The 24,967-nt window shown below is 50.7% G+C and carries 26 protein-coding genes; all 26 read left to right on the forward strand.

The features are described 5' to 3' along the window. Window positions 1-11: 11 nt before the first annotated feature. The 26 genes from ACZ520_RS03880 to ACZ520_RS04005 all read left to right on the forward strand — a co-directional run bounded on the left by ACZ520_RS03880 (window position 12) and on the right by ACZ520_RS04005 (window position 24,872). Window positions 12-509, forward strand: coding sequence for an adenine phosphoribosyltransferase (locus ACZ520_RS03880; protein ID WP_088566105.1), 498 nt, complete (start codon window positions 12-14; stop codon window positions 507-509). A gap of 16 nt (window positions 510-525) precedes the next feature. Then, on the forward strand, window positions 526-1,077 hold the full coding sequence (locus ACZ520_RS03885; RefSeq protein ID WP_048349825.1) for a 5'-methylthioadenosine/S-adenosylhomocysteine nucleosidase family protein: 552 nt from the start codon (window positions 526-528) through the stop codon (window positions 1,075-1,077). A gap of 86 nt (window positions 1,078-1,163) precedes the next feature. Continuing rightward, the gene (locus ACZ520_RS03890) at window positions 1,164-1,643 is read left to right on the forward strand and encodes a hypothetical protein (RefSeq protein WP_464127590.1); all 480 of its coding nucleotides are present in this window, start codon (window positions 1,164-1,166) and stop codon (window positions 1,641-1,643) included. Between the two features lie 94 nt (window positions 1,644-1,737). After that, complete coding sequence (gene hpf / locus ACZ520_RS03895; protein ID WP_088566103.1) at window positions 1,738-2,088, forward strand: ribosome hibernation-promoting factor, HPF/YfiA family; 351 nt, start codon at window positions 1,738-1,740, stop codon at window positions 2,086-2,088. A 77-nt stretch (window positions 2,089-2,165) separates the two neighbouring features. Continuing rightward, complete coding sequence (locus ACZ520_RS03900; RefSeq protein WP_088566900.1) at window positions 2,166-2,771, forward strand: hypothetical protein; 606 nt, start codon at window positions 2,166-2,168, stop codon at window positions 2,769-2,771. A 125-nt stretch (window positions 2,772-2,896) separates the two neighbouring features. Beyond that, entirely contained in the window at window positions 2,897-4,060 is a 1,164-nt protein-coding gene (gene metK / locus ACZ520_RS03905; RefSeq protein WP_088566102.1) for a methionine adenosyltransferase, read from the forward strand. A 73-nt stretch (window positions 4,061-4,133) separates the two neighbouring features. Beyond that, the gene (gene lepA / locus ACZ520_RS03910; RefSeq protein WP_088566101.1) at window positions 4,134-5,933 is read left to right on the forward strand and encodes a translation elongation factor 4; all 1,800 of its coding nucleotides are present in this window, start codon (window positions 4,134-4,136) and stop codon (window positions 5,931-5,933) included. A gap of 10 nt (window positions 5,934-5,943) precedes the next feature. After that, on the forward strand, window positions 5,944-6,735 hold the full coding sequence (gene lepB / locus ACZ520_RS03915) for a signal peptidase I (protein WP_088566100.1): 792 nt from the start codon (window positions 5,944-5,946) through the stop codon (window positions 6,733-6,735). Then, window positions 6,736-7,443, forward strand: a complete 708-nt coding sequence (lepB, locus tag ACZ520_RS03920; RefSeq protein ID WP_464127591.1) for a signal peptidase I — start codon at window positions 6,736-6,738, stop codon at window positions 7,441-7,443. Between the two features lie 75 nt (window positions 7,444-7,518). Further along, window positions 7,519-8,193, forward strand: a complete 675-nt coding sequence (gene lepB / locus ACZ520_RS03925) for a signal peptidase I (protein WP_088566098.1) — start codon at window positions 7,519-7,521, stop codon at window positions 8,191-8,193. Window positions 8,194-8,228: 35 nt separating this feature from the next. Continuing rightward, the gene (locus ACZ520_RS03930; protein ID WP_088566097.1) at window positions 8,229-9,131 is read left to right on the forward strand and encodes an aspartate carbamoyltransferase catalytic subunit; all 903 of its coding nucleotides are present in this window, start codon (window positions 8,229-8,231) and stop codon (window positions 9,129-9,131) included. Then, a complete protein-coding gene (carA, locus tag ACZ520_RS03935) occupies window positions 9,131-10,195 on the forward strand; it encodes a glutamine-hydrolyzing carbamoyl-phosphate synthase small subunit (RefSeq protein ID WP_088566096.1) in 1,065 nt (354 codons plus the stop codon). The genes ACZ520_RS03930 and carA overlap by 1 nt, the downstream gene beginning before the upstream one ends. Next, window positions 10,192-10,860 (forward strand): hypothetical protein, encoded by a 669-nt coding sequence (locus ACZ520_RS03940; protein ID WP_011163404.1) that lies wholly within the window; start codon window positions 10,192-10,194, stop codon window positions 10,858-10,860. The genes carA and ACZ520_RS03940 overlap by 4 nt, the downstream gene beginning before the upstream one ends. Before the next feature lie 15 nt (window positions 10,861-10,875). Then, a complete protein-coding gene (carB, locus tag ACZ520_RS03945) occupies window positions 10,876-14,070 on the forward strand; it encodes a carbamoyl-phosphate synthase large subunit (protein WP_464127592.1) in 3,195 nt (1,064 codons plus the stop codon). Continuing rightward, complete coding sequence (locus tag ACZ520_RS03950; RefSeq protein ID WP_417868013.1) at window positions 14,067-14,957, forward strand: substrate-binding domain-containing protein; 891 nt, start codon at window positions 14,067-14,069, stop codon at window positions 14,955-14,957. Before carB ends, ACZ520_RS03950 begins: the two co-directional genes overlap by 4 nt. 6 nt (window positions 14,958-14,963) lie before the next feature. Continuing rightward, window positions 14,964-15,707, forward strand: a complete 744-nt coding sequence (locus ACZ520_RS03955) for an ABC transporter ATP-binding protein (RefSeq protein WP_088566093.1) — start codon at window positions 14,964-14,966, stop codon at window positions 15,705-15,707. Next, window positions 15,700-16,470, forward strand: a complete 771-nt coding sequence (locus tag ACZ520_RS03960; RefSeq protein WP_232468709.1) for an ABC transporter permease — start codon at window positions 15,700-15,702, stop codon at window positions 16,468-16,470. Before ACZ520_RS03955 ends, ACZ520_RS03960 begins: the two co-directional genes overlap by 8 nt. After that, window positions 16,463-17,251: a prepilin peptidase gene (locus ACZ520_RS03965; RefSeq protein WP_088566092.1), complete on the forward strand. Its 789-nt coding sequence runs from the start codon at window positions 16,463-16,465 to the stop codon at window positions 17,249-17,251. The genes ACZ520_RS03960 and ACZ520_RS03965 overlap by 8 nt, the downstream gene beginning before the upstream one ends. Before the next feature lie 170 nt (window positions 17,252-17,421). Then, window positions 17,422-18,477, forward strand: a complete 1,056-nt coding sequence (gene pilM / locus ACZ520_RS03970; RefSeq protein ID WP_088566091.1) for a type IV pilus assembly protein PilM — start codon at window positions 17,422-17,424, stop codon at window positions 18,475-18,477. Then, the gene (locus ACZ520_RS03975) at window positions 18,474-19,085 is read left to right on the forward strand and encodes a PilN domain-containing protein (protein WP_088566090.1); all 612 of its coding nucleotides are present in this window, start codon (window positions 18,474-18,476) and stop codon (window positions 19,083-19,085) included. The genes pilM and ACZ520_RS03975 overlap by 4 nt, the downstream gene beginning before the upstream one ends. Beyond that, entirely contained in the window at window positions 19,078-19,671 is a 594-nt protein-coding gene (locus ACZ520_RS03980) for a type IV pilus inner membrane component PilO (RefSeq protein WP_088566089.1), read from the forward strand. Before ACZ520_RS03975 ends, ACZ520_RS03980 begins: the two co-directional genes overlap by 8 nt. Then, complete coding sequence (locus ACZ520_RS03985) at window positions 19,668-20,351, forward strand: pilus assembly protein PilP (protein WP_374032157.1); 684 nt, start codon at window positions 19,668-19,670, stop codon at window positions 20,349-20,351. Before ACZ520_RS03980 ends, ACZ520_RS03985 begins: the two co-directional genes overlap by 4 nt. 23 nt (window positions 20,352-20,374) lie before the next feature. Further along, window positions 20,375-22,555 (forward strand): type IV pilus secretin PilQ, encoded by a 2,181-nt coding sequence (pilQ, locus tag ACZ520_RS03990; protein WP_374035006.1) that lies wholly within the window; start codon window positions 20,375-20,377, stop codon window positions 22,553-22,555. 12 nt (window positions 22,556-22,567) lie between these two features. Next, a complete protein-coding gene (locus ACZ520_RS03995; protein WP_374032160.1) occupies window positions 22,568-23,173 on the forward strand; it encodes a hypothetical protein in 606 nt (201 codons plus the stop codon). Between the two features lie 107 nt (window positions 23,174-23,280). Then, window positions 23,281-23,523, forward strand: a complete 243-nt coding sequence (locus ACZ520_RS04000) for a hypothetical protein (protein WP_374032161.1) — start codon at window positions 23,281-23,283, stop codon at window positions 23,521-23,523. 35 nt (window positions 23,524-23,558) lie between these two features. Beyond that, complete coding sequence (locus ACZ520_RS04005; RefSeq protein WP_088566897.1) at window positions 23,559-24,872, forward strand: replication-associated recombination protein A; 1,314 nt, start codon at window positions 23,559-23,561, stop codon at window positions 24,870-24,872. Window positions 24,873-24,967 lie beyond the last annotated feature (95 nt).

The following is a 24,967-nucleotide window of genomic DNA, read 5'->3' on the forward strand; positions in this document are numbered from 1 at the left end:
AGGAGTGCCCCATGGATTTAAAAAGCCTGATTCGTGATGTTCCTGATTTTCCAAAGCCGGGGATCATCTTCCGTGACATGTCACCTCTGCTGCAAAATGCAGAAGCCCTTACTTTTGTTTCCCACAATCTTCTGAAACACGTGGACCTGACCCACGTTGATTATTTTGCGGGCATTGAATCCCGTGGATTTATTCTGGCGGCGCACATGGCGGCGACTCACAAAAAAGGTTTCCTGCCTATTCGTAAAGCGGGCAAGCTGCCTCCACCAACGCGAAAAGTTTCTTACGCTCTGGAATACGGCACGGCTGAAATCGAGCTGCCACCGGGCAGGGGCCGTGTGGTGATTGTGGATGATGTCCTGGCTACGGGTGGCACTTTGCAGGCGGCCATTGACCTGTGCCTGCTTGCCGGGTACTCCGTTGAATCGGTGGCAGTTCTGGTCAATCTGACGTTCCTTAACAAGATGACCTACAACGATCAAAAGGTGGCTTCGCTTGTTCAATATTAATGACGTGGCTTTGGTGATGGCGCTTCCGGGCGAATCCCAGGGCTTCTTTGAAAAAGAAAATATCCCGGTGGTTTACACTGGCATTGGCAAGGTGAATGCCGCGCTGGTGGCGATGGACGTGATTCATAAAACCAAATGCAAAGTGATGATCAATCTGGGAACTGCGGGAAGCTCCCGTTTTAAAACCCATGATCTTGTCGAGGTTTCAAGCTTCGTCCAAAGAGACATGGACATTTCTCCTTTGGGATTCAAGGTTGGCGAGACGCCGTTTGACCCACTCCCTGGCGCGATTGATCTGATTCCGTATTTCCCAGAGCTTTCTCACGGTGTGTGCGGCACCGGTGACAGCTTTGAAACCGGCACGCCGAAAGTTCCTTGCGAACTGGTGGATATGGAAGGCTATGCGCTGGCCAAGGTCTGTCGCAAAATGAACGTGCAGTTGATCTCTTTGAAATACATCACCGACGGGGCGGATCACAATGCCCACAATGACTGGGAAGCCAATCTGGTTCATGGGGCTAAAAAGCTTCTGGAATTTTATAAAAAAATGGTGACCATCCCAAGTTAGAATTTAGCGGGCTCCGAAAGGGGCCCGTCTCTTTTTGGAACATGGAAAATCCTCATCTTTGGTCGGGGATTGCCGATAAGTTTCCCATGATCAAGCCAGCTAACATCGCCATGTATGCCGTGGCCCTGACGGGTCTGACCCTGGGGCTGATTGCCAACCCCTTTGGCTCCCAAAAACACAAGATGGATCCTGCCGAGGTCGCGGCTCTGCACGAAAAGGCGCAGGGCTATTTTGAAGCCGGCAACTATGAGGGCGCGCTGGAGACCTCCCGCAAGATTCCTTCCCATGTACCCAAGTATTCCGACATCCGGGAGCTGCGCCGCAAGTCTGAAAATGCGCTGCGCGAGTATAAACGCAAAATTGAAAGTGGTGAGGCCGAGCCGAAAACGGTGGACCGCCTGCCCGCAGCCCTTCGGGATTCCTATTTCGACGCAAAGCTCGAATTCAGCCGCGGTCAGTGCAAAGAGGCTTTTGCCGCCATGAGCCCGGTTGCCAAATATCTGAATAATAAGCAGGACGATGAAATTTTTAAGGCCTGTCTATTAACCCAAAGAAAAACCAAATGAGTCTCAAAATAGGGCTCATCTTTAGTCCGGCTGGACCGATAAGAAGTCCAGGTAAGAAATCAAAGGCCTTGAAAGGGGCCGAGAAGGAGAAAACATGAAACTCAACTACACCTTTAAGCATCTGGATCACTCCGATTCCCTGGAAAAGTACACCGAAGAAAGAATGTCCGAGGTGGGACGTTTCCTGCTTAAAGAAGGTTACGGCAACGTGTATTTCAGTAAGGTTAAAAATGAATTCTGTGTTGAGATCTCTGTGAACACTCGCGAGAAGTATTTTAAGGCCACGGCATACGGCCCGGATATTTATGGTGCGGTGGACGCATGTGCCGAAAAAATGGAGAAACAGTTCCTTAAGACAAACAAACAATATAAAGACCACAAAAAACCGGAACTTACGAAAGGCGCACGTCAAGACACGTTTGCACGCTGGAAGAAGGCGGCGTGATTTAGGTGCAAATTTTCTGATCCGCGATTATACTAAGGAGGTGGAATTATCCACCTCTTGTATTTTTGGAATGTTACTTGGAACAGGAAGAACAGATTCTTTGGGGGACCACCCTCTTTTCCCTGGATGTAAAAGAAGACAAACATGTTCGTCATTATAAATGGCGCCTGCTGGTTCTGATCACTCTTCTGACCGGTCTGCTGATGTGGACCTACAGCTTCATCTCTTTATTTTTCGTGGAAAATCCGACCTTGGCTCAAATCGGTTTTGCCTGTTCAATCATGCATGCCTTTTCTCCGCTGATTTACCGCTGGAGCCGTTCGATGTCCCTGGCAGCCTATTCCATGGTGACCTCGGGGATGATCTTTCAGTTTTCATTTTCCTATTTCACTGGGGGCTTTTTCTCTCCAACGCTGATCTGGTTTGCGGTGCTGCCGCTGATCGTGGGTTTGTTGACCAGTCGGGCACATGCAATCCTGTGGACCTTCCTGTCGGTTGGGGCCTATCTGCTGATGTTCCTGCTTCAAAGCAAGGGGCTGGTGCCGGAATCCTCTATCAGTGAGCTGGGGCGGACTCTGGCTCAGTTCATGATTGGCCTGGGGCTGATCGGCCTGGTTGGAGGCTTTACAGTGTTTTTCCTGGAGCTTGCCTATTTTTACCACCACAAACCCAAGGACTCTTGACCCCTCCGGGTGCTTTTGATAGTTTGGCCGCTCGCTAAATTCCAGCTCAATTCTGACTGTTTTTTAGGATGGTCCCGGTGGGGGCCGAGCTCATTAACACCATTCCCTAATGAGGAACGAACGCAGTGAAAAACTACCTGTTTACGAGTGAATCTGTTTCCGAAGGTCACCCCGACAAAATGGCCGATCAAATCTCTGACGGTATTCTGGATGCCATCCTGGCACAGGATCCGAAGGGCCGTGTTGCCTGTGAAACCCTGCTGACGACCGGCTTGGTGGTTGTTGGTGGCGAGATCACAACTTCTGCAAAAGTTAATTTCTCTGAAGTAGCCCGTGAAGTTGTAAAACGCATTGGTTACGATCACTCTGACAAGGGCTTCGACTACAAAACTTGCGGCGTGATGATTGCCGTGGGCCAGCAGTCCCCGGATATCGCGGTGGGCGTTAAAGAAACTCTTTCCGACGATCAGGGCGCGGGCGACCAGGGTCTGATGTTCGGTTATGCAGTCAATGAAACTCCAGAGCTGATGCCTTTGAGCATCGCAATGTCTCACAAACTGGTGAAAGACCTTGCCGCTCTTCGCAAAGCCAATAAAGTGGACTGGTTGCGCCCGGATGCCAAATCCCAAGTGACAGTTCAGTACGAAAACGGCATCGCAAAACGCATTGATGCGGTGGTTATCTCCACTCAGCACGCAGACAGCGTTTCCAATGCTACGATCAAGGAATTCATCACGGAAGAACTGATCAAAAAATCCATCCCAGGCAACTGGATCGATGCAAAAACCAAATTCTTCATCAATCCAACGGGCCGTTTCGTAACGGGTGGTCCAATGGGTGACGCGGGTTTGACCGGCCGTAAAATCATCGTGGACACTTACGGTGGTCACGGTGCTCACGGTGGTGGCGCGTTCTCTGGTAAGGATCCTTCCAAAGTGGATCGCTCTGCTGCTTACGCATCACGTCATATTGCTAAGAACATCGTGGGTGCGGGTCTTGCGGAACGCTGCCTGGTTCAGGTGGCTTACGCGATCGGTGTGGCTGAGCCTGTCAGCATCACCGTAAATGACTATGGCACTAGCAAAGTAGGCCCTGAAGTGCTTGAAAAAGCAGTTCGCCAGGTCTTCGATTTGCGCCCAGCTCGCATTACGAAGGATTTGGACCTGCTAAGACCGATTTACAGCCAGACAGCGGCTTACGGCCACTTTGGTCGTAACGAAGAGTCCTTCACTTGGGAGCGCCTGAACAAGGTCGACCAACTGAAAGACGCTGTAAAGACTTTGGCTTAAATTTTAATAAAACCTTAATCATTGCGCCGAGTTGTCACTAGCAACTCGGCGCTTCTTATTTATACTACCGCCCATGGATCCTAAATACATACGCAATTTCTCTATCATCGCTCACATCGACCACGGCAAATCTACTTTGGCTGACGGTCTTCTTTCTGCCACCGGCTCTTTGTCGGATCGTGAGAAAAAGGATCAGTTCCTGGACAACATGGAACTTGAGCGCGAACGCGGCATCACCATCAAAGCCCAAACCGTCTGTCTGGATTTCAAATCCAAAGACGGCAACATGTATCAGATCAACTTGATCGATACACCGGGGCACGTGGACTTCTCTTACGAAGTGTCGCGTTCTTTGGCTGCTTGTGAAGGCGCGATCCTGGTGGTCGACGCCGCTCAAGGGGTGGAAGCACAAACTCTGGCGAACGTTTATCTGGCGCTGGAAAATAATCTTGAGATCATTCCTGTTCTGAACAAGATCGATCTTCCTTCCGCAGATCCGGAAGGTGTTGCGAAGCAGATCGAAGACACTGTGGGCCTGGACTGCACAGGTATCATTCATGCTTCCGCGAAAGAAAAAATCGGTATCACCGACATTCTTGAAGCGATCGTTGAAAAAGTTCCGCCACCAAAGGCGGATCGCAGCCTGACGCCAAGAGCTCTGATTTTCGACTCTTGGTTTGATGCTTATCAGGGCGTTGTCGTCCTGGTTCGTATGGTTGATGGCGTGATCAAAAAAGGCGACAAGATCAAGTTCATGGCGACAGACCGTGACTATGAAGTCCTGCGTATGGGGAAATACAAACCATTCCCGGCAATGCAGGAAGTGCTTGAAGCGGGTGAAGTGGGCTTTATCGTCTGCGGCATCAAAGACATCCGTGACGTGCAGGTGGGTGACACCGTAACGGCAGCAAAACATCCGGCGACAGAGCCTCTGGCCGGCTTCCAGCGTATCAAGCCGATGGTATTTGCCGGTATTTTCCCGGTTGTGGCTTCTGAATACGAAAACCTGAAGGACGCTTTGGACAAACTTTGTCTGAATGACTCGTCTTTGACGTTTGAGGTGGAAAAATCCGCGGCGCTTGGTTTCGGATACCGTTGCGGTTTCCTGGGGCTGTTGCACATGGAAATCGTTCAAGAGCGTCTTGAGCGTGAGTTCAATCTGGATCTGATCACCACGGCGCCGACGGTTGTATACCGTATTACCAAAACGGACGGCACCGAAATGATGCTGGAAAATCCATCCGGCATGCCAGTGGACACCCAGATCGCCAAATTTGAAGAGCCTTACGTCAAGGTGACCCTGCACACTCCGACCGACTATATCGGCGGCATTTTGAAACTGTGCGAGGACAAACGCGGTATCCAGTTGAAAATGGAATACGTCACCGACAAAAAAGTCATCATTGAGTACAAGCTGCCAATGAATGAAATGGTGATGGACTTCTATGATCGTTTGAAATCCATCTCCAAAGGTTATGCGTCTTTGGAATATGAATTCGTCGGTTTTGAGGAATCAGACCTGGTGAAGCTGGACATTCTGATCAACGGTGAGCCGATTGACGCCCTGTCTTTGATCGTTCACCGCTCCAAGGCGCAAAACCGTGGCCGTCTGTTGGCTGAAAAGATGAAAGAATTGATCCCTCGTCAGCAGTATCAGGTGGCGATCCAGGCAGCGATCGGTGCCAAGATCATCGCCCGTGAAACTCTGGGAGCGATCAGAAAAGACGTGACCGCGAAGTGCTATGGTGGTGATATTTCCCGTAAGCGTAAGCTTCTGGAAAAGCAAAAAGAGGGTAAAAAGCGCATGAAGGCCATCGGCCATGTGGAAGTCCCTCAAGAAGCCTTCCTTGCGATCCTGAAAGTCGAAGACTAGGAGAATCAACATGAGCGACAAACAACAAGTGAAAAGCTGGGATTTCCGTACAAAGCACTTTTGGACCGAAGGTTGGGGCTCGTTGTTCCTGGCCGTGTTTATCGCCCTTTTCATCCGTTGGGGCTTCATTGAAGCTTACGTGATTCCATCGGGCTCGATGTTGCCGTCGCTTTTGATTCATGACCATATCTTCGTGAACAAGCTGACTTACGGTTTGCGTGTTCCTTTCAGCGAAAAATGGCTTGTGAAATTCAACGAACCTGAGCGTGGGGAAGTGATTGTCTTTAAATATCCTAAAGACATGAGCACTTTCTTCATCAAACGCATCGTGGGTGAGCCTGGCGACAAGGTTTACTACGAAAACGGGACTCTTTATATCAACGACAAACCGGTTGAAAAAAAGGTACCTGCCAATATGGATGACTTTGCATGGCTGCGCGATGCGGACTTCCAGCGTGATGGCAACATCAACGACAGCAAAGAAAACTATGTTGAGTTCACTGAAGTCCTGCCTCCGGGCAAAGGCGCCAAAGAGGGTAAAGAGCATGCCATCCTGCTTCGCAAGGGTGATATCTATGAAACCTTTGGCCCAGTGACCATTCCGGATGACCATCTGTTTGTTATGGGTGACAACCGCATGAATTCCTCTGACAGCCGTGTTTGGGGTTTCCTGCCAAAACAAAACATCCTGGGTCGTGCGATGTTCGTATGGCTAAGTTGTGAAGAGACGGTGCCAATGCTTCCGTTCCTGTGCAACCCGCTGACCATCCGCTGGGGACGTTTCTTCCACTCTGTGAACTAGATGTCTGAACCCAAGGCCACTCCCAATCTGAAAGGAACATGGAATCAGGCGATCCTGACATTCCTGTTTCCGATTCTGCTGGTGATGGGAGTGCGCTGGGCCTTGTTTGAGCCCTTTGTGATCCCGTCCGGGAGCATGATTCCGAATCTTCTGATCCATGACCACATTCTGGTAAAAAAGTTTGCTTACGGTCTGCACTTTCCTTTCAGCGACAAGTGGCTGGTGCAATGGTCAACGCCTGAACGCGGGGACATCGTGGTCTTCAAGTATCCTGAAAATCCGGATGTCTATTATATCAAGCGACTGATCGGGCTGCCGGGGGACCGGATCGAAGTTCGTGCCGGTCGCATCACCGTGAACGACAAGCCTTTTAAGATGGAATCTTATGAAGGCCCTTTGGTGAGCAATAAAGAGTTTTATTATTTCACGGAAAACAACACGCAGAAATCCTATGTGGTGCGTTTCTTGAGTGAAGAAAACTCTGCTGATGTGCAAGTATATCAAGTGCCACAGGGACAGTTCTTCTTTATGGGGGACAATCGTGATCAATCCAGTGACTCGCGTTTCTGGGGCTTTGTGAAAAATGATTATTTGGTCGGAAAAGCTTCCATTATCTGGCTTTCCTGCAACAGTACTTTGCCGACAATGACATTTGTGTGCGACCCCTCACAAATCCGCTTCAACCGCCTGTTCAAAGCTTTGGATTAGGTCGCTTTTAAGAAATAATAAAAAGTCCTAAGAATTGCTTTGAAGGTCTCGCCCAAGTCCGTTTAGGATTTAAGGATGAATCGTTGGCGGGAATATCTAACAACTTTGGTTTTGGCAGTGGTGTGCGCACTGTTTGTGCGTCACTTTCTGGTGACCGCCTATAAAGTTCCCACGGGTTCCATGCAGCCTGCGCTGAAACCCGGCGACTTTATCTTTGCCTCCCGGGTGTCTTACGGTGTGCAGATTCCGTTTGCTTCCAAACGCTGGAACCTGACTTTGCCGGCGCGCGGGGATATCGTGGTTTTCAGTTATCCCAATCAGCCGTCCGTGACTTATGTAAAACGTGTGGTGGGTTTGCCTGGGGATCGGGTGCAAATCGTGAAGGGGCGCCTGGTTCTGAATGATGAACCCGTGGCTTATGAAAAGATGGATGCAGTTTCGGACAACCCCAATGCGGAACTCTTTGATATCTTTAAAGAGACTGCGGGGGCGGATTCCTGGCGTGTGATCTTCCAGAAAACTCCGGATGACAAAGATTTCGGCCCGCTGGTTGTGCCTCCAGGAGAGGTTTTCCTGTTGGGTGATAATCGTGATGCCAGTGACGACTCGCGCTATTGGGGTACGGTTCCTATGACCCAGGTGGTGGGCCGCGTGGCTTTAATTTGGCTTTCACTGGATTGGCAGCGTAAATGGGGTGGCGACCGTTATCCTTCAGTGCGTTGGGACCGAGTTTTTTCTACGGTTCATTGACAAGGTTCGCCCAAGTACCTAGTCTTGGGTTCTAGATGTCGTCTAGGAAAAATTTCTCCATTCTTGATCTTCGCTCCCTTGAAAAAACAAAAATCGATTTCCTATTCTCTATTGCCGACTCTATTGCGGCATCAAAATCGGCTCCTATTCAGGGCTTCGGAAAAACCGGAGCCCTTTTGTTTTTTGAAGCCAGCACTCGCACCCGCATGAGTTTTGAAACCGCCTGCGCACGTTTGGGAATCCATCCGTTGCGTCTGGATGGCGGTGCGGGCAGCAGTCTTGAAAAAGGCGAAACGCTGGAAGACACCGTTTTGAATGTTGAGGCCATGAAGCCGTCTTTCCTGGTTATTCGTTGCGGGGATGATCTGGATCTGAAGGATCTTTCCGAAAAAATCAGCACGCCGATTCTGAATGCGGGCTGGGGAAAAAAAGGGCATCCGACACAAGCTTTGCTGGATGCTTACACCCTTCGCAAGCATCTGGGGACGTGTGCAGGTCAAAAGCTTTTGATTGTGGGTGATGTTCGTCACAGTCGTGTGGCGGCGTCGCACTTTGAGCTGGCCGAAAAACTCGGTTACGAAGTGGCGCTGTGTGGTCCCAAAGAGTTCCTTCCCGCACAATCTCCGTGCCGGGTGTTTGCCTCTTTGAAAGAAGGTCTTCAGTGGGCCACGGCGGCGATGGCTCTGCGGGTGCAGTTAGAGCGCCACGAGCACCAGTATTCTTTGGCCGATTATCGTGATCAGTACGGTTTCACAGTCAAAAATCTGCAGTCCCTTTCGGATAAAGCCCTGATCATGCATCCGGGTCCGATCAATCAGGGGACCGAGCTTGATTCTGAAGTTCTGAAAGATCCGCGCTGCAAAGTGCTGGATCAGGTTTCCAATGGTGTTTTGATTCGTCAAAGTCTGATTCAAATGACGTTGAAAGAGGGGGAGTGATGCGCGGCTATCTGGTGCTTGAAGGTGGGGAAGTCTACACCGGTCAATGGCAGGGTGGTGAAGATCGCGCCGGCGAGGTTGTTTTCAACACGTCTCACTCCGGTTACGAGGAAATCGCCACGGACCCGTCTTATTTTTCACAAATCGTGGTCATGACCGCCCCGATGCAGGGGAATTATGGGGTCGAAGACGCCGTCTGGGAATCCAGAAAACTCTGGATCGAAGGATTCATCTGCCTGGAGGTTCAGGACAGTGAGCGTGATCAGGCCTGGAAGAAGCGCCTGACAGAAAATAAAATCCCGCTGCTGACCGAAGTCGATACCCGAGCCCTGGCTTTGCGTTTGCGCCAAGGGGGAACTCCATGGGGCGCGCTGGTTCAGGCTGGTTCCGAGGCGGAAGCTTTAAAAAAGGCCGAAAGCCTGATCGCTTCTAAAAAGACCCTCGATAAAGACTGGGTTTACATTGCCTCCCGCAAAGAACCTGAAGTCCGCCGTGGTGACAACATGGTGGGCCCGAAAGTGGCGGTTCTGGATTTTGGCAGCAAAGAAAACATCCTGCGCGAGCTGCAAAGCCGTTGCTCTGAAATCAAGATTTTCAACAGCCGTTCTTCCGTTCAGGACATTATGTCTTACAATCCGGACGGCATTATGCTGACCAATGGCCCCGGCGATCCGGCGGACGTGAAGGTGGCTATCGGGACGGTTCGTGAGCTTTTGGGTGTAAAACCGATCTTTGGCATCTGCATGGGGCACCAGATTCTGGGGTTGGCTCTGGGGGCAAAGACCTACAAGTTAAAATTCGGCCATCGTGGGTCCAATCACCCGATTCGCGACACTCTGCTTAATCAGATTTACATGACCAGCCAGAACCACGGATATGCGGTGGAAGAGGCTTCTTTGCCTTCTGACGTGAAGGTCACCCATGTGAACCTCAATGACGGCACTGTGGCAGGTTTTTATAGTGAAAAACGCAAGTGTTTAGGAATACAATATCACCCGGAAAGTTGTCCTGGGCCGCATGAGGCTTCGGGGCTGTTTAGCTACTTTGTAGAGCGGATGATATGAACGAATACGAAAAACTGATCGAAAAAATTCTGAATCACTTTGTCAGCGACGCCTTCAAGGACGAATTGGCCATGGCCAAAAAAGAGTTCTTTGAAAACGCCGGTACTCTGGATGAAAATTCCGAGCACTACGAGTCTCGCATGGCACAGTTCTATGACTGGTATTTTTTCACCCGTGAGTTGAAAGGTTTCGGTCAGACACCGCTGGAGGCCTGCCTTCTGGTGCGTGAACTTCGTTTCTCTGAGGAAGAGCTGAAAACTCTGGAAGTGCTGAAGCAGCACCGCCATTCCATTTTCGAATTTGTGAAAATCAAAGACGGGGATGTCTATATCAAGGACATTCTGCAGAACAAAAAAGGCTTCTTCTCTTCCAACGTGATGGTGGTGAAGGCATCTCCTTTTGTTTTCGGCTTTGATCAGGATGAATTGTTTGAAGTGCGTTTGATCCCTCAAGGGGACTCGTATGTCTTCACCCGCGGCTTCTGCTTCCATCCTGAAAGTGCGAAGAAGTTCATTCTGAGCGAGGCTAAGCGCCATCGCAAAGACCCGGATCTGGATCCGGATCTGCTGATGCTTCGCCTGATTAAAATGCGTTATAAATTTGAACAGTATAAACACGTGAAGCCTGAGCTCATTTACTCCAATGAGGGGAAGCTCGGGATCTAGTTCTAGGAGGAAAGAGTGCCGCGCAAGTCCAGTATTAAGAGAGTTCTTATTATCGGATCTGGACCCATCGTTATTGGACAAGCCTGTGAGTTTGATTACTCCGGCACTCAAGCCTGTAAGGCCCTGATGAAAGAGGGCCTTGAAGTCATCCTGGTGAATTCAAATCCCGCCACGATCATGACTGATCCAGAGATCGCCACCCGCGTTTATGTTGAACCTTTAAAGGTCGACTATCTGGAAAAAATCATCGCCAAAGAAATGCCCGATGCTGTGATCCCAACTTTGGGCGGCCAGACGGCCCTGAATCTGGCTTTGGATCTGCATGCCAAAGGCATCCTGCAAAAATATAAAGTGCAACTGCTGGGCGCGACACCTCAGGTGATCAAAGCCGGCGAAGACCGCGAAATCTTCCGTGGTCTGCTGGACAAAATCGGCGCGAAATACCCGAAAAGCCACCTGATCCGCACCTACGAACACGGCCTGCAAATCGCCGATGAGCTGGGTTATCCGATGATCCTGCGCCCGAACTACACTCTGGGCGGGGGCGGCGGCGGTATTGCGTACTCGCCGGAAGAATACAAAAAAATGCTGGTGACAGCGCTGCATGAAAGCCCGACTTCCGAAGTTTTGGTGGAAGAAAGCATCCTGGGCTGGAAAGAATATGAACTTGAGGTCATGCGTGATCACAAGGGCACCTTCGTGGTTGTGTGCAGTATCGAAAATCTGGATCCGTGCGGCGTTCACACCGGTGACAGCATCACCGTGGCTCCTCAGCAAACTTTGAGCGACCGTGAATATCAGTCCATGCGTGATGAAGCCTGCAAGATCATCAATGAAGTGGGCATTGAAACTGGCGGAGCCAACATTCAGTTCGCCGTTCACCCAACAACAAAAGAACGTGTGGTGATCGAGATGAATCCGCGGGTCAGCCGCTCTTCGGCGCTGGCAAGTAAGGCGACGGGGTTCCCGATTGCCAAGATCGCAGCTTTGCTGGCGATTGGTTATTCTCTGGATGAACTTCAAAATGACATCACCAAAGTAACACCGTCTTGTTACGAACCGGCTTTGGACTACATCGTTACCAAAATCCCGCGTTTTGCCTTTGAAAAGTTCGCAGGCTCCAAAGACTCTTTGACCACGCAGATGAAAAGCGTCGGCGAAGTCATGGGCATAGGGCGCACGCTGCAGGAATCCTTGATGAAGGCTTTGGCCAGTCTTGAAAAAGACCCTCAGGCAATTCCAGAGGTGGAACTTGAGACCGGCAAGATCTCTTATCCAAACAGCCGTCGTATCTATCATTTGTTCCAGGCTTTCCGTGATGGCAAGACCGTGGCGGAAATCGAGGAACTGACTCGTATCAATCCTTATTTCCTGGAACACATCGAGGCTTTGATTAAATTCGAAAGAATGTTCAAGGCGGACTTCACTGAAAACAACGTGGATCTTCTTTTGAAGGCCAAACGCAAAGGTTTCACCGATGCCCGTTTGGCAGCTTTGATTGGCAAGAAAGAAACTGACATCCGCGCTTTGCGTGAAAAGCATCAGATGTTCCCGCGCTATCAGCAAGTGGACACTTGTGCCGGTGAATTTGAATCCTCGACACCGTATTTCTATTCTTCTTACTGGCCAATGGCTTCCGCCAAAGTTCAGGCGCCGGATGCAGTGGTGGTGATCGGCAGTGGTCCGAATCGCATCGGGCAGGGGATTGAATTTGATTACAGCTGTGTGCGCGGAGTGAAGGGTTTCCAGAAAAACGGTCGCAAGGTGATTATGGTGAATTCCAATCCCGAAACCGTTTCCACTGACTACGACACCTCAGACGTGTTGTTCTTTGAACCTCTGACGGTGGAAAGCCTGTCAGAAATTATGCGCTTCATGAAACCCTATGGTTTTGTGGCTCAGCTGGGTGGGCAGACTCCGATTGGGGTGGCTCCGGATCTGGTGAAAGCCGGTTACCGTTTGCTGGGGTCTTCGCTTGAAACAATCGATCTGGCTGAAGACCGTGGATTGTTCTCTAAAATTTGTCGTGAACTGAATTTTGAAATTCCAAATTCCGGCATGGCCGGTTCTTTGGAAGAAGCCCTTCGCATTGAAAAAAATGTCGGTTACCCGATGATCTGCCGTCCAAGTTATGTTCTGGGTGGTCGCCGCATGGAAGTGATCGAAAACACCGAAGAGCTTCTGTCTTACTTCCAGCGCCACAAAGACTATATCGCTCCGGAAAAGCCGTGCCTGATGGATCAGTTCCTGGCTGGTGCTTTGGAAGTCGACGTGGATCTGGTGCGCGGGGATGACTGGGTTGTGGTCGGCGGAATTGTCGAGCACATCGAGGCGGCCGGGGTTCACTCCGGGGACTCTATGGGGGTTTTGCCTCCGCACCGTCTGAAACCGGAAACTTGCGAACGCATTGAAGACCTCAGTAAGCAATTGGCGAACCGTATCGGTGTGATCGGCCACTTGAATCTGCAATTGGCTGTGAAGAACGACGTCGTGTACATGCTTGAAGCCAATCCGCGCAGTTCCCGCTCGGTGCCGTTCGTGGCGAAAGCTACGGGCATTCCGCTGATTGATCTGGGTGTGGCGGCGATGCTGGGTAAAAAGAAAAAAGACCTGAAACTTGAAAACCTGAACTGGAGAAACACCGAATCCGTCTCCGTGAAAGGTGTGGTTTTCCCATTCAAGAAATTCCCGGAATCAGATTCCATCCTGGGCCCTGAAATGAAGTCCACCGGTGAAAGCATGGGTCGCGGAAAGAATTATTCCGAAGCTCTGGCGAAAGCCTTCCTTTCAAGTAACATAAGACTTCCAAAAATCGGTCAGGTGTTCTTCTCTCTGCGAGACAAGGACAAGGAAGTCATGCTGCCTTTGGCGCGTGAACTTCAGCGCATGGGTTACGGGGTGTCTGCGACGACGGGGACCGCGAACTTCTTTAATGATAAGGGCGTGAACTGTCTGTCCTTAAGAAAAGTCGATGAAGGCCGTCCTCACTGTGTGGACAAGATCCGCTCGGGCGATGTGGCCTTTGTGATCAACACCACCTCAGGACGCCGTGCGATTGAGGCCAGCTTCGACATTCGTCGAGCTTGCACTGACTATAATATTCCATGCCTCACCGAAAGTGACGCTGCTGAAGCCTTCATTCTTGCTTTGAAAAATGAAAGAAATGAGTCATCATCAGTCGAGGCCCTGGGGGCCATGGAGGAATTTTGAAACGACTCATTCTCGGACTGCTGACACTTCTTTCGATCTCCACAGCTTTTGCAGCGGAGGGCACCTCTGAAGCAGTCCCTCCCAGCATCACCATTGGGGTGATCCCTGGGGGTAATCCCGAGAATCTGCGTGAACAAGGCCTGGCTCTGGCAAAAGAGCTTCAGGCCAAACTCAATATTCCTGTCAATATCTACGTTTCCAAGAACTATGTCGGTTTGATTGAGGCGATGAAAACGAAGAAGGTGGATTTCGCCTTTTTCAGTTCCTCCACCTATGTCTTTGCTGAACAGCAAGCGCAAGCCAAAGTCCTTCTGAAGAAGGTGTGGCACGAGCCGTATTACTATTCCATGATTATCACGCCACAAAGATCAGGAATCAAAAATCTGAAGTCTTTGAAGGGCAAAAAAGTGGCCTTCGTTGATGACAAGTCCTCTTCAGGGTATTTGTATCCCCAGGTGGCTTTGCGCAAAGAGGGTTTGAGTGATGCGGACTTCAAAGAAGTTGTCTTCACTGGCAATCACCAGGCCTCCATTCAGTTCCTGGAAGCCAAAAAAGTCGATGCGGCCGCTGTGTTCAGTGACGATGAAAAAGGTTTGCAGGGTGCTTGGGAAAAATTCGGTACTGACAAGAAAGCCAAATATCGTATTTTATGGAAAAGCGCCCCGATCCCGAATGATCCCTTCTGCGTTCGTCAGGATTTCTATGATGCTTATCCCAAGACAACCCATACATTGATGTTCACCCTGATTGATATTCTGGAACAGAACCGCAATAAAGACACTTACTCTGAAATTTTGGGTTCTCGCGACTTGATGCCTGCCACCTCCAAACAGTATGATCCTGTCAGGGAGATGGTGAAAGCTTTGAATATCGAGCTGAAGCCATAGTTTTTCATGGCTGTATTATCAATTGAAAAGCTGAATAAGACATTCAAAGGCGGTCTTTTTGAAAAGGACCGTCATGTGTTGCGTGACGTGACCTTTTCTTTGCCAGAAGGCCAGACATCCGGTTTTGTCGGCAGCAACGGGGCGGGCAAAACCACCACGATCAAATGTCTTTTTGATTTCATTCGTCCGGACAGTGGTCAGATCAACTTTTTTGGATCTCCATTGACCAGTGAAAGCAAAACCCGCATCGGTTATCTTCCTGAACGTCCGTATTTGTATGAATTCCTGACGGGAATGGAGTTTTTGCGTCTGCACTGGAATCTTTGTTACGGTGCCTCGATGAAGGACTTCCATGAAAGAGCTCACGAAGCTTTGAAAAAAGTGGATCTTTTTGAAGCCCGTGACCGCCGCTTGCGAACTTATTCAAAGGGCATGTTGCAAAGAATTGGGATTGCGCAGGCGATTTTAACCCGCCCGGATCTGCTGATTCTGGATGAGCCGATGTCCGGTCTTGATCCCGATGGCCGGGCCATGGTGAAAGACATTCTGCGCGAAGAACAAAAGCGCGGGGTCAGTCTGTTCTTCAGCAGCCATCTTTTGCAGGATATGGAAGAGCTTTGCACCCATCTGGTGGTGATCAATCGCGGTCAGATTTTGTACGACGGGGTGTTAAACTCCTTCATGGCCGAATTCCAAAGTCTTGAAAAAGCCTTCTCTGTTCTGAAAGGAAAGGAGGAAGGCCGTGTATAAGGTTTGGACTCTGGCGCGCACCACTTTGCGCGAAATGCTGCGTGAACGTGTTTTTATGGTGGCGGTGCTGATTGCCATCGCTCTTTTGGGCTTGAGCTTCCTTTTGGGTGCCTTGTCTTTTGCGGAACAACGTAAAATTCTGACGGATTTTGGATTCCTGGCCATTCAGATTTCAGGTCTGGGGATTTCCCTTTTTTCGGGAGCTTATTTGCTGGCGAAAGAAATCGAAAAGCAAACCTGTTTGTTGATTCTGTCCCGACCGGTGTCGCGGGCTCAGTTTATCGTCGGCAAGCTTCTGGGTGTTCTGGCGTTGAACAGTCTTTTAATGGGTTCATTGACTGTTTTGCTGTGGATCTTGTTGGGACTGTGGAAAGAGCCTCAATTCCTTCTGTCGTTCCTGGAAATCGCCCTAAGCCTGTGGTGTGAAAGTGCCGTGATTCTGTGTCTGGTGATTTTCTTCAGCCTGGTGGTGCGTCCGGTGCTGGCTTTGGGCGCGGGCTTTATGGTGTTCCTGCTGGGGCATTGGCTGGGGGACCTGGCTTTCTTCGCGGAAAAAAGCCGTGAAGACATGTTTGTGCAGGCGGTGAAGGTGCTGCACTGGTTGACCCCGAATTTCTATCGTATGAACTGGAAATCAGCGTACTTCCTTGAAAAGGGGATTCCGGCTGAAAATATTCTGTGGATGCTGGCGCACATGACGGGCTGGGCTTTGTTGGCGGTGCTGGCGACGAACTTCTTCTTCAGGAGAAAAGACATTGTTTGATCTGGATACGGGCTTTTACGTCCTTTTCTTTGTTTTGGGTGCGATTTTTGGAAGTTTCGGCAATGTCGTGATCTACCGCCTGCCGCGCGAGGAAAGTGTCGTCAAGCCACGCAGCTATTGCTATAGCTGCAAAACCCAGATCAAGTGGTATGACAATATCCCCATCCTGAGCTGGTTCATTCTTCGTGGAAAATGCCGAAAGTGCCACGCCAAGTTTTCATTCCGCTATCCTCTGGTGGAAATCATCATGGCGGTGCTGTTCGCGCTTTCTTACCACTATGCAGGTCTGACTTGGACACTGCTTGAGTATCTGATCTTTATTTTTGGACTTGTTGTCTGCACATTCATCGATCTAGATCACATGATTTTGCCGGACGAATTCACTCTTTCCGGGATTGTCATTGGACTTGTTGGCGCGGCCCTGAACCCTCAGCGTGAGTTCCTGGATGCCTTGTTCGGTGTGTTGATGGGCGGGGGCTTCCTTTGGGGGATGGCTTACGTCTATTATATGTTCACCAAAAACGAAGGCATGGGCGGTGGAGATATCAAGCTTCTGGCATGGATCGGTGCCATTGTCGGCTGGAAAGCCATCCCGTTTGTGATCATGACATCGGCGATCGTGGGCAGTGTGATCGGTCTGATCGCTGCCAGAAAGCAGAAAGCTGGACTAAAGACGGTGATTCCATTCGGTCCTTATCTGGCTTTGGGTGCGGTGATTTACCTGTTTGGTGGTGAAGCCATCGCCCTTTGGTACCTCGGTTTGTTCCTTCCGGCTGTCTGATTTCAGGGCAAGACCTTCGCCCCGGGGCTGGACCTTTTGGTTTCAGCCTCGACCCTTGTTTGACATTCCCCACCCAAGCAGAAATAATTTTAGTATATCAGACTTGTGTCCTAAAGACGTAAGTCTTTGAAAAGACATCCGAGTGGTACAACTGGGGAAGCAGCGAAAGCATGTTTTTTAAATCGAAAAAGGTCATAGGACTCGACATTGGATCGAGCTCCATCAAGCTTGCTGAAATGGACGTCAGTGGCAAGGGCGCCCAGCTTCTCTCTTTTGGTTTTGCACCAACGCCTCCCAATGCCGTGTCTGGCGGGGAGATCGTGGATATCGCCTCGGTCGGTATCGCCATTCAGCAGTTGATCAACGAAGTAAAAACCAAGCGTAAATCCATCGCCACAGCCATGTGGGGAACCGCCGTGATCGTGAAAAAGATCACAATTCCCAAGATGGATCGTAAACTTATCAAAGATCAGATTCGTTTTGAGGCCGAGCAGTACATCCCGTTTGATATCAACAATATCAGCCTGGCCCATCATATTCTGAATTCCAGTGCGTCCCCGGATGCCATGGATATTCTGCTGATTGCCGCCCAAAACGAACTTGTGACCCAGTATACTCAAGTGATTGAGGTCAGTGGGCTGACTTGTGGCGTATTGGACGTATCTGGCTTTGCTTTGGCCAATGCCTTTGAACTCAATTACGGAAAAATCCCGGGCGAAGTGATCGGTATCCTGAACTTTGGTGCCTCCATCACAAACTTCGTCGTGCTTCAAAACGGCGAAGTGATCTTCTGCCGTGACATCCCTGTGGGTGGAGCCAACTACACCAATGAAATCCACAAAGCGATGGGTGTGACTGTGGCGGAAGCCGAAGCGTTGAAGCTCAGTGCGATTTCCCGCCGTGAAGTTCCGGACGAAGTTCACAGCATCATCAGTGCGACCAACGAGGCGGTGACGGAAGAAATCCGCAGCAGTTTGGATTTCCTAAGTGCCACCACGAACGGTCTGGTTCTAAGCCGTTGTTTCTACACGGGTGGAAGCTCTGCGACCTCCGGACTGGTGGAAACGGTTTCCCGTGTGACCGGGATTCTGATGGAACCGTTCAATCCGTTCCTGCGTGTGAAGGCCAATCCGAAAAAATTCTCTCCTGAATATCTTGATCAGATCAGCTCCTTTGCCGGGGTTGTAACGGGGCTGGCCCTGCGTGAACAGGGGGATGCGACATGATCAAGATCAATCTGGCATCACAAGCGTCAACCTCTGGTGGGGGCTCCATCGGGGCTTCTCTGGGGATTTCTTCTGACTCCTTCATGGGGGCTGATGAGATCCGCAAAGAGGCGCTGAAGCGTCTCGTGCTTTTGCTGATCGGACCTTTAGCTTTGTATATTTACGAAAATCAGAACGTGCCGGGCAAGGTGGCAGAGCTGAACTCCAAAAACCAGATTCTGGCGGAGCTTCAGACCTACAACGCCAAAGCTGCGGATTCCGTGGCCGAGATTAAAAAGTTCAAAGAGGACGAGGCTCTGATGGAGGCTCGTATTTCTGCTTTGGAGAAGATCTCCAAAGACCGTCAGCGTGAGATCCGTGTATTGGATCTGTTACAGACAGTGATTCCTGAAAAAGCGTGGTTGACCCGCGTTCAGGTGAACCCGACACGTGTAAACATCCAGGGTCTTGCATTGAGTGACTTCGAGGTCTCTCAGTTCCTGGAGGCTTTGACCAAGAGTGTGTTCCTGATGGATGTAAACCTTGTCAGCTCCAGTGAAACGGTGACGGACGGGGTCAGTTTGAAGAAGTTTGAAATCAGTTGTTTGTTGGAGAGAGCGAATGAATAAGCTATTTGATCTGCTCGCAGTCCAGACAATTGGTAAAATCCTGGTGATCGGCCTGGGTCTGACCGCCATGTATTGGAACTTCATGTACGATGACGGTTCCGCTGTCGACGCTCAAATCGTCACTGTGAATCAGCAGTTGCAGGAAGAAGAAAACAAAAAGAAAGACACCGATGCAACCCTGAAACAGGTTCAGGAGATGCAGGAAAAAGTCGGTCAACTGAGCCAGAAGTATCAGGAGATCTCCCGTCGTTTGCCGGCGGTGCTGTTCTCTATTGATATCAATAAGGCGATCGATGATTTCGCCCGTAATGCTGGCGTCAGCGTGAAGTCGAAAAAACCGGGTGAAAACATTAAAAAAGAAGTCGTGGAAGAGGTTCCTGTTGAAGTGTCCCTTGAGGGCAGTTACGCAGAGCTGGCTCAGTTCACTTTCCTGGTGTCCACGGCCGAGCGTATGGCGCGCGTTCAGAATGTTGTGATCTCTGAAAGCGAACCGGGCTCCCGTAAATTGAAGTTTGAAGGTCAGGTGGTTGGTTACAAGCTGGCCCCTGAAGAGAAGAAGCCTGCTACAACGGAGAACCCGCAGTGAAGTCTGTAAGATGGATTGTGTCTTACATTTTAGTGGCCTCTCTGGGACTTTGGCTGGCCTTTGCGGTCAGCATGAAGTTCATGGCACCGGCGCATTCGCAGGATGCTCCGGCTAACGGTGATCTTCCAGCGGAATTTCTGAAAGAGGTTGAAAACACTCAGGTGCCTCCAGCCGGTGGCACCCCAGCGGGCAGTCCACCTCCAGCCGGCACTCCGGCAGCGCAAACTCCGCCAACAGCGGATGTGCCAGCACAGATTCCTCCGCCTCCGGCCAATGAAATGCCGGTTGGGGATCAGATGACAGCGCCGGCTCCGCAGCAGATTTTGTCTAGTGATGGTTACATCTACGATCCGACCGGGAAAAGAGACCCGTTCAAGGTCTTTAAAACGGTCCGCCCAACAGGCCCGGAGGCGGCTCGTCCAAACGAGATTCTCGAGCCTCTGCAGCGCTGGGAAGTTGATCGTTTACAGGTCGTGGGTATTTTGTGGGATGTGAGAACACCTCGTGCGATGATCAAAGATCCGGATGGGGCTGTGTTTGTAGTGACTAAGAACTCCAAGATCGGCCGAAGCGAAGGATTCGTGGCGGCGATCCGTGAAGGGGAGGTTGTTGTCGTGGAAACCAAATACGACGACGGCAAAGCCTTCAAAGAGTCACGCATTATGGAGTTGAAAAAATAGTTATCTTTTAAGAGGAGGAACTAATGAACGGATTCATTAGATTAGTAATCCTGAGCGCAATGATTGCCTCTCTGACTTCCTGTGCAAGCCGTCCGGTTGAAGACGATCTGTCTTTGGATGGCATGGATTCCTCTGCAGATGTGACATCTGCGGATGAAAGCGCTCCAGCGGCTGATTCAGCTTCTGATGACTTTGCAGAATTCGATGAAATCGACAATCAACAACCTGCCCAGGCTGAATCTCAGGCAGCTCCAGCCGGTGACCAGGATCTGGCCATCGAAGAGGAAGTGAACGAGGCGGGCGGCCAGGAACAAGTGGCCGATACGCCAGCTCCGGCTCCTGAAGAAACCAGCCCGACGGAAGATCCGTTCGCAGACAGTTCTGTTGCGGATGTTCCTGCGCAAACTCCAGAACCGACGGTGACGGAAACGACTCCTGATCCATTTGCGGATCAGCCGTCCATCACCGAGCCGGCACCGGCTCCGGTGACTGAAACAATTGCGGCCGTTCCATCCGGAGCTCCGGCAAACATCACGGACCTTAAGTTCCGCGCCAACGAAACCGGCGGAACTGTGATCGTGCAGGGGGATCGTCCTTTGACGTACACCACCCGCACAAATCCGGATCTGCGCCAGTTCATTATTGAAGTGGACAACGCCAACCTTCCAGACCGTTTGAAGCGTTCTTTGAACACCAAAGACATCAAAGGCAGCGTGGGGGCGATTGATGCCTATCAAAACCCGGGTTCTTCTACCGCACGCTTTGTGATCCAGATGCGTGAAGGTGTTGGCGAGCCGGCAGTTCAGCAGGAAGGCAACAGCCTTCTGATCGTGGCCAGCGGATCTGCTCCTGCGGAAGCGGCCGAAGTGACTGACGTCAGCACAGCGATGGAAGACAACAACATTCTGCCAAGCCAGAATCTGACAGAGTTCCTTGCGGGCAACACCAAATTCTACGGTAAAAAGATCTCTATCGAGACCAGCAACATGGACATCCGTGACGCTTTGAACTTCATCACTGAAGAATCCGGCGTGAACATGGTGATCTCTGAAGACGTCAAAGGTGCAGTCAGCCTGAAACTGCGTCAGGTTCCTTGGGACCAGGCACTGGTTGTGATCATGAAAGCCAAAAAGCTGGGTTACACCCGACAGGGCAATGTTTTGCGTATCGCTCCACTTCAGGATCTGAAAGCGGAAGAAGACGATGCAACAAAACTGGCTCAAGCCAGAAAGAACCTGGAGCCTTTGAAGGTTCGCATGTTCCCGGTCAGCTACGCCAAAGTGGACGAGCTTGAAAAGAAAATCAAAGATTTCCTGGGTGACCGTGGCCGTGTCGTCGGCGACGTTCGTACGAATGCTTTGGTTGTGACCGATATCGAAGAAAACCTCGAACGAGCGGCAAGACTGATCGCCAGCCTTGATACGCAGCCGGCGCAAGTGTCCATCGAAGGTAAAATCGTTGAGGCCAAAGAAAGCTTCACTCGCAATATCGGTGTGAACTGGAGTGCGACGGGCGCGCCAATCAAGCTGGGTTCCACGTCCCGTGGTCCGGTGAACATGAATCCATCGTTCAACGTGAATCAAAGTGCGGCGGGTTCTTCCGGTGCTTTGAACTTCAACCTGAATGTGGGTACTTTGGATGTCTTCGGTACACTGTCAGCGGCTTTGGCTCTGAACGAAAGCGAAGAGCAGGTTAAAATCATCTCTGCTCCGCGTATCATGACTCTGTCCAATGAAAAAGCCGACATCAACCAGACAACGGAAGTTCCGGTGCGTCAGGTGACTCAGAATGGGACAGCGACTCAGGAAACGTTCCAGTTCAAACCATTGACGTTGAAACTTGAGGTGACTCCACAGGTAACGGCGGATGGATCTGTTATCATGAAAGTACTGGTTAACAGACAATTCCGTGGTGCTGACGTGTCCAGTGCCGGTCAGGGTGCATTTGCGGTGAACAGCCGTGAAGCCAACACCCGTGTGCTGGTGAAAAACGGTCAGACCGCTGTTATTGGTGGTATTTATCAAAGTGATGCCACAGACGGTGAAGTGGGTGTTCCTTGGTTCCGCGAACTGCCATTCGTAAGCTACCTGTTCAAGACCAAGAATATCTCCAAGGAAAAGTCTGAGTTGCTGATCTTCCTGACCCCAAGAATCATGGGTCAGATCGACACCAACGCAGGCAATCCGACAACCACCGATTTCTAACGAGGAGGACCCATGCGACACTGGAAAGTTTTATTGTTGGCATTGGTGGCAGTAACCCTGCCAAACTGCTCGCAGGAAGCCAGTCAGCTTTCCGCGACAGTGTCGCCATCGCGCACCTATGTGATCAATGCGTCGGCAAAAAGCTGTATCACCAAAGAAACGGAAGATCCCACGAACCCTTCGCCAAATGATGTGGGGGCTGCGTTCTTCCAAGTGCAGTATCTGACAATTGCGTGGCCTAACGTTCAGAAGACGCTGATTGTTGCCTCCATACGTTTGAAGTTCCAGGGACCTCAGTTCTCTGGAGGAGCTTACGTTTGTGAATTTGCCGGAGACAACCTTCTGGCTTTGAATGACACTTGGTGGAACAAGGGGGAAGCGGCTGTCGGGGGACCTGAAATCGCCAGCTATAAAGCTCCGACAGACACAGCGCAAAGATACACTCCAGCTCAAAGTATCTCGATGACCTGCCCGATCGTTTGCGGCGGTTTGAGTGCTTCCACGGCATTCCAGGCATCAGGGACCGTGGACATCATCGGCTTTTCTCGTGATACCACGGGAGAGCTAACCCCAGAAAGAACGACCGGATTTATTTCCATCGAAAGTCTTGGGGACTAAGTTATCTGACAAATCAGGATATGCAAAAAGGGCGGTAAAACCGCCCTTTTTTATTATCGTTTGCCCCTTATTGAGTCCTTCGGCTTTACTTAAAAGACGAGGTGAATATGAAAACTGTTTTGATTGCCGTTGTATCCTTGTTTGGAGGCTGGGGAATCTCTTGGGCGACAGGGCTTCACTCGTTTGCCGCCGGACAATTTACCGATGGGACCAAGGTGGAAACCATACAGATATTCCCCGAGGCCACCGGCACTGCGGTTTACCAAATAAAGCAGCCTGACGGAACTGTCTGCTATGCAATCAGTGGCACCCGCAATACAGCGTCGCCTGCCATCAGCTGCATTAAATAGTGGCTTCTGGGGAGGGGATGGTTTATGACCCTCCTATGGATCTTTTCTCTGCATCTCAAGCCTCCCATGGAACTTCACCGCTGTCAGAAATTCTGCGTCCCAAGACGCTGGATGACATCTTTGGGCAGCAAAAGACCCTGGGGCCGCAGGCGAAGCTAGGACAGATGCTTCGTAAGGGCTATTTACCCAGTCTGATCATTTGGGGGCCTCCGGGCACCGGCAAGACCACTTTTGCTTTGGCATTGTCCCAGCACTTCAATGCCCACTATGTGCACCTGAATGCAGTGGACTCCGGCGCCAAGGCGCTGCGGGAAGTGGGCGAAGCGGGCAAAGACCGTCGTCTTCAGTACCAGCAAAAGACCATTCTTTTCGTGGATGAAATTCACAGATTTAACAAAGCCCAGCAGGACGTGCTTTTGCCTTTCGTTGAAAAGGGCGATCTGGTGCTGGTGGGGGCGACCACTGAAAATCCCAGCTATGAACTGAACCGCGCCTTGCTCAGCCGCTGTCGCGTGGTGATTTTCGAGCGTCTGTCTGAAGACGATCTGAATAAGATCGTCAAGCGGGCCGAAGCCCACTATGCAAAGCCTTTGGACAAGATTCTGACCGAGGAAGCACGTAAAAACCTGCTTGAATATTCGGACGGGGATGCCCGCCGCCTGATCAACAGCCTTGAGATCCTGTACACCTTCACTAAAGACGATGTGGAAGGTCCGCTGTTGGATGTGAACGACATGCGTGAACTTCTGCAGCAGAATCCGCTGGGCTATGACAAGAACTCTGAAATGCACTACGACACCATTTCGGCATTTATCAAGAGCATTCGCGGCAGCGATCCGGATGCAGCCATGTACTATCTGGCAAGAATGCTCGATGGTGGGGAAGACCCGGTGTTTATTGCGCGCCGTTTGATTATTTTGGCGTCTGAGGACATCGGAAACGCCGATCCACGCGCCATTTCTGTGGCTATCGCAGGTTTGCAGGCCGTAGAGGCGATTGGCCTTCCGGAAGGAGCCATCACTCTTTCGCAAGTGACGACCTATCTGGCGTCATGCCCCAAATCCAATGCGTCGTATATGGCTTTGCATAAAGCGCGCGAATTGGTGGAGAAAACACGCACATTGCCAGTGCCTCTGCATTTGCGATCCGCAAAGACAGCACTGGCAAAGGATCTGGGTTACGGCCGGGACTATAAATACCCGCACAACTATCCGACGGGCTGGGTGGAGCAAAGCTATCTGCCAGAAGAGGTTGAAAAGACCGCCATCTACGAGCCGACCACAAGAGGCTTTGAAAAGAACATCCGCGATTATCTTAGCTGGATGAAGCTTAAGAAGGACAAGGAATAGATCTATATATAAAGAAGCCGATCGACTTTGCTTATCAGGCGGTTGTAAAGGCGGCGACCAGAATGAAATAAAAAAAAAGCCCCCGTCTGCGAAGA

The organism is Bdellovibrio sp. BIS2, from assembly GCF_055398295.1.

Bases quoted from the DNA above. Each gene is read 5' to 3' on its own strand.
- ACZ520_RS03880 (WP_088566105.1), top strand. From the start codon at position 12: ATGGATTTAAAAAGCCTGATTCGTGATGTTCCTGATTTTCCAAAGCCG.
- ACZ520_RS03885 (WP_048349825.1), top strand. From the start codon at position 526: ATGGCGCTTCCGGGCGAATCCCAGGGCTTCTTTGAAAAAGAAAATATC.
- ACZ520_RS03890 (WP_464127590.1), top strand. From the start codon at position 1,164: ATGATCAAGCCAGCTAACATCGCCATGTATGCCGTGGCCCTGACGGGT.
- hpf (WP_088566103.1), top strand. From the start codon at position 1,738: ATGAAACTCAACTACACCTTTAAGCATCTGGATCACTCCGATTCCCTG.
- lepA (WP_088566101.1), top strand. From the start codon at position 4,134: ATGGATCCTAAATACATACGCAATTTCTCTATCATCGCTCACATCGAC.
- lepB (WP_088566100.1), top strand. From the start codon at position 5,944: ATGAGCGACAAACAACAAGTGAAAAGCTGGGATTTCCGTACAAAGCAC.
- lepB (WP_464127591.1), top strand. From the start codon at position 6,736: ATGTCTGAACCCAAGGCCACTCCCAATCTGAAAGGAACATGGAATCAG.
- lepB (WP_088566098.1), top strand. From the start codon at position 7,519: ATGAATCGTTGGCGGGAATATCTAACAACTTTGGTTTTGGCAGTGGTG.
- ACZ520_RS03930 (WP_088566097.1), top strand. From the start codon at position 8,229: ATGTCGTCTAGGAAAAATTTCTCCATTCTTGATCTTCGCTCCCTTGAA.
- carA (WP_088566096.1), top strand. From the start codon at position 9,131: ATGCGCGGCTATCTGGTGCTTGAAGGTGGGGAAGTCTACACCGGTCAA.
- ACZ520_RS03940 (WP_011163404.1), top strand. From the start codon at position 10,192: ATGAACGAATACGAAAAACTGATCGAAAAAATTCTGAATCACTTTGTC.
- ACZ520_RS03955 (WP_088566093.1), top strand. From the start codon at position 14,964: ATGGCTGTATTATCAATTGAAAAGCTGAATAAGACATTCAAAGGCGGT.
- pilM (WP_088566091.1), top strand. From the start codon at position 17,422: ATGTTTTTTAAATCGAAAAAGGTCATAGGACTCGACATTGGATCGAGC.
- ACZ520_RS03975 (WP_088566090.1), top strand. From the start codon at position 18,474: ATGATCAAGATCAATCTGGCATCACAAGCGTCAACCTCTGGTGGGGGC.
- ACZ520_RS03980 (WP_088566089.1), top strand. From the start codon at position 19,078: ATGAATAAGCTATTTGATCTGCTCGCAGTCCAGACAATTGGTAAAATC.
- pilQ (WP_374035006.1), top strand. From the start codon at position 20,375: ATGAACGGATTCATTAGATTAGTAATCCTGAGCGCAATGATTGCCTCT.
- ACZ520_RS03995 (WP_374032160.1), top strand. From the start codon at position 22,568: ATGCGACACTGGAAAGTTTTATTGTTGGCATTGGTGGCAGTAACCCTG.
- ACZ520_RS04000 (WP_374032161.1), top strand. From the start codon at position 23,281: ATGAAAACTGTTTTGATTGCCGTTGTATCCTTGTTTGGAGGCTGGGGA.
- ACZ520_RS04005 (WP_088566897.1), top strand. From the start codon at position 23,559: ATGGATCTTTTCTCTGCATCTCAAGCCTCCCATGGAACTTCACCGCTG.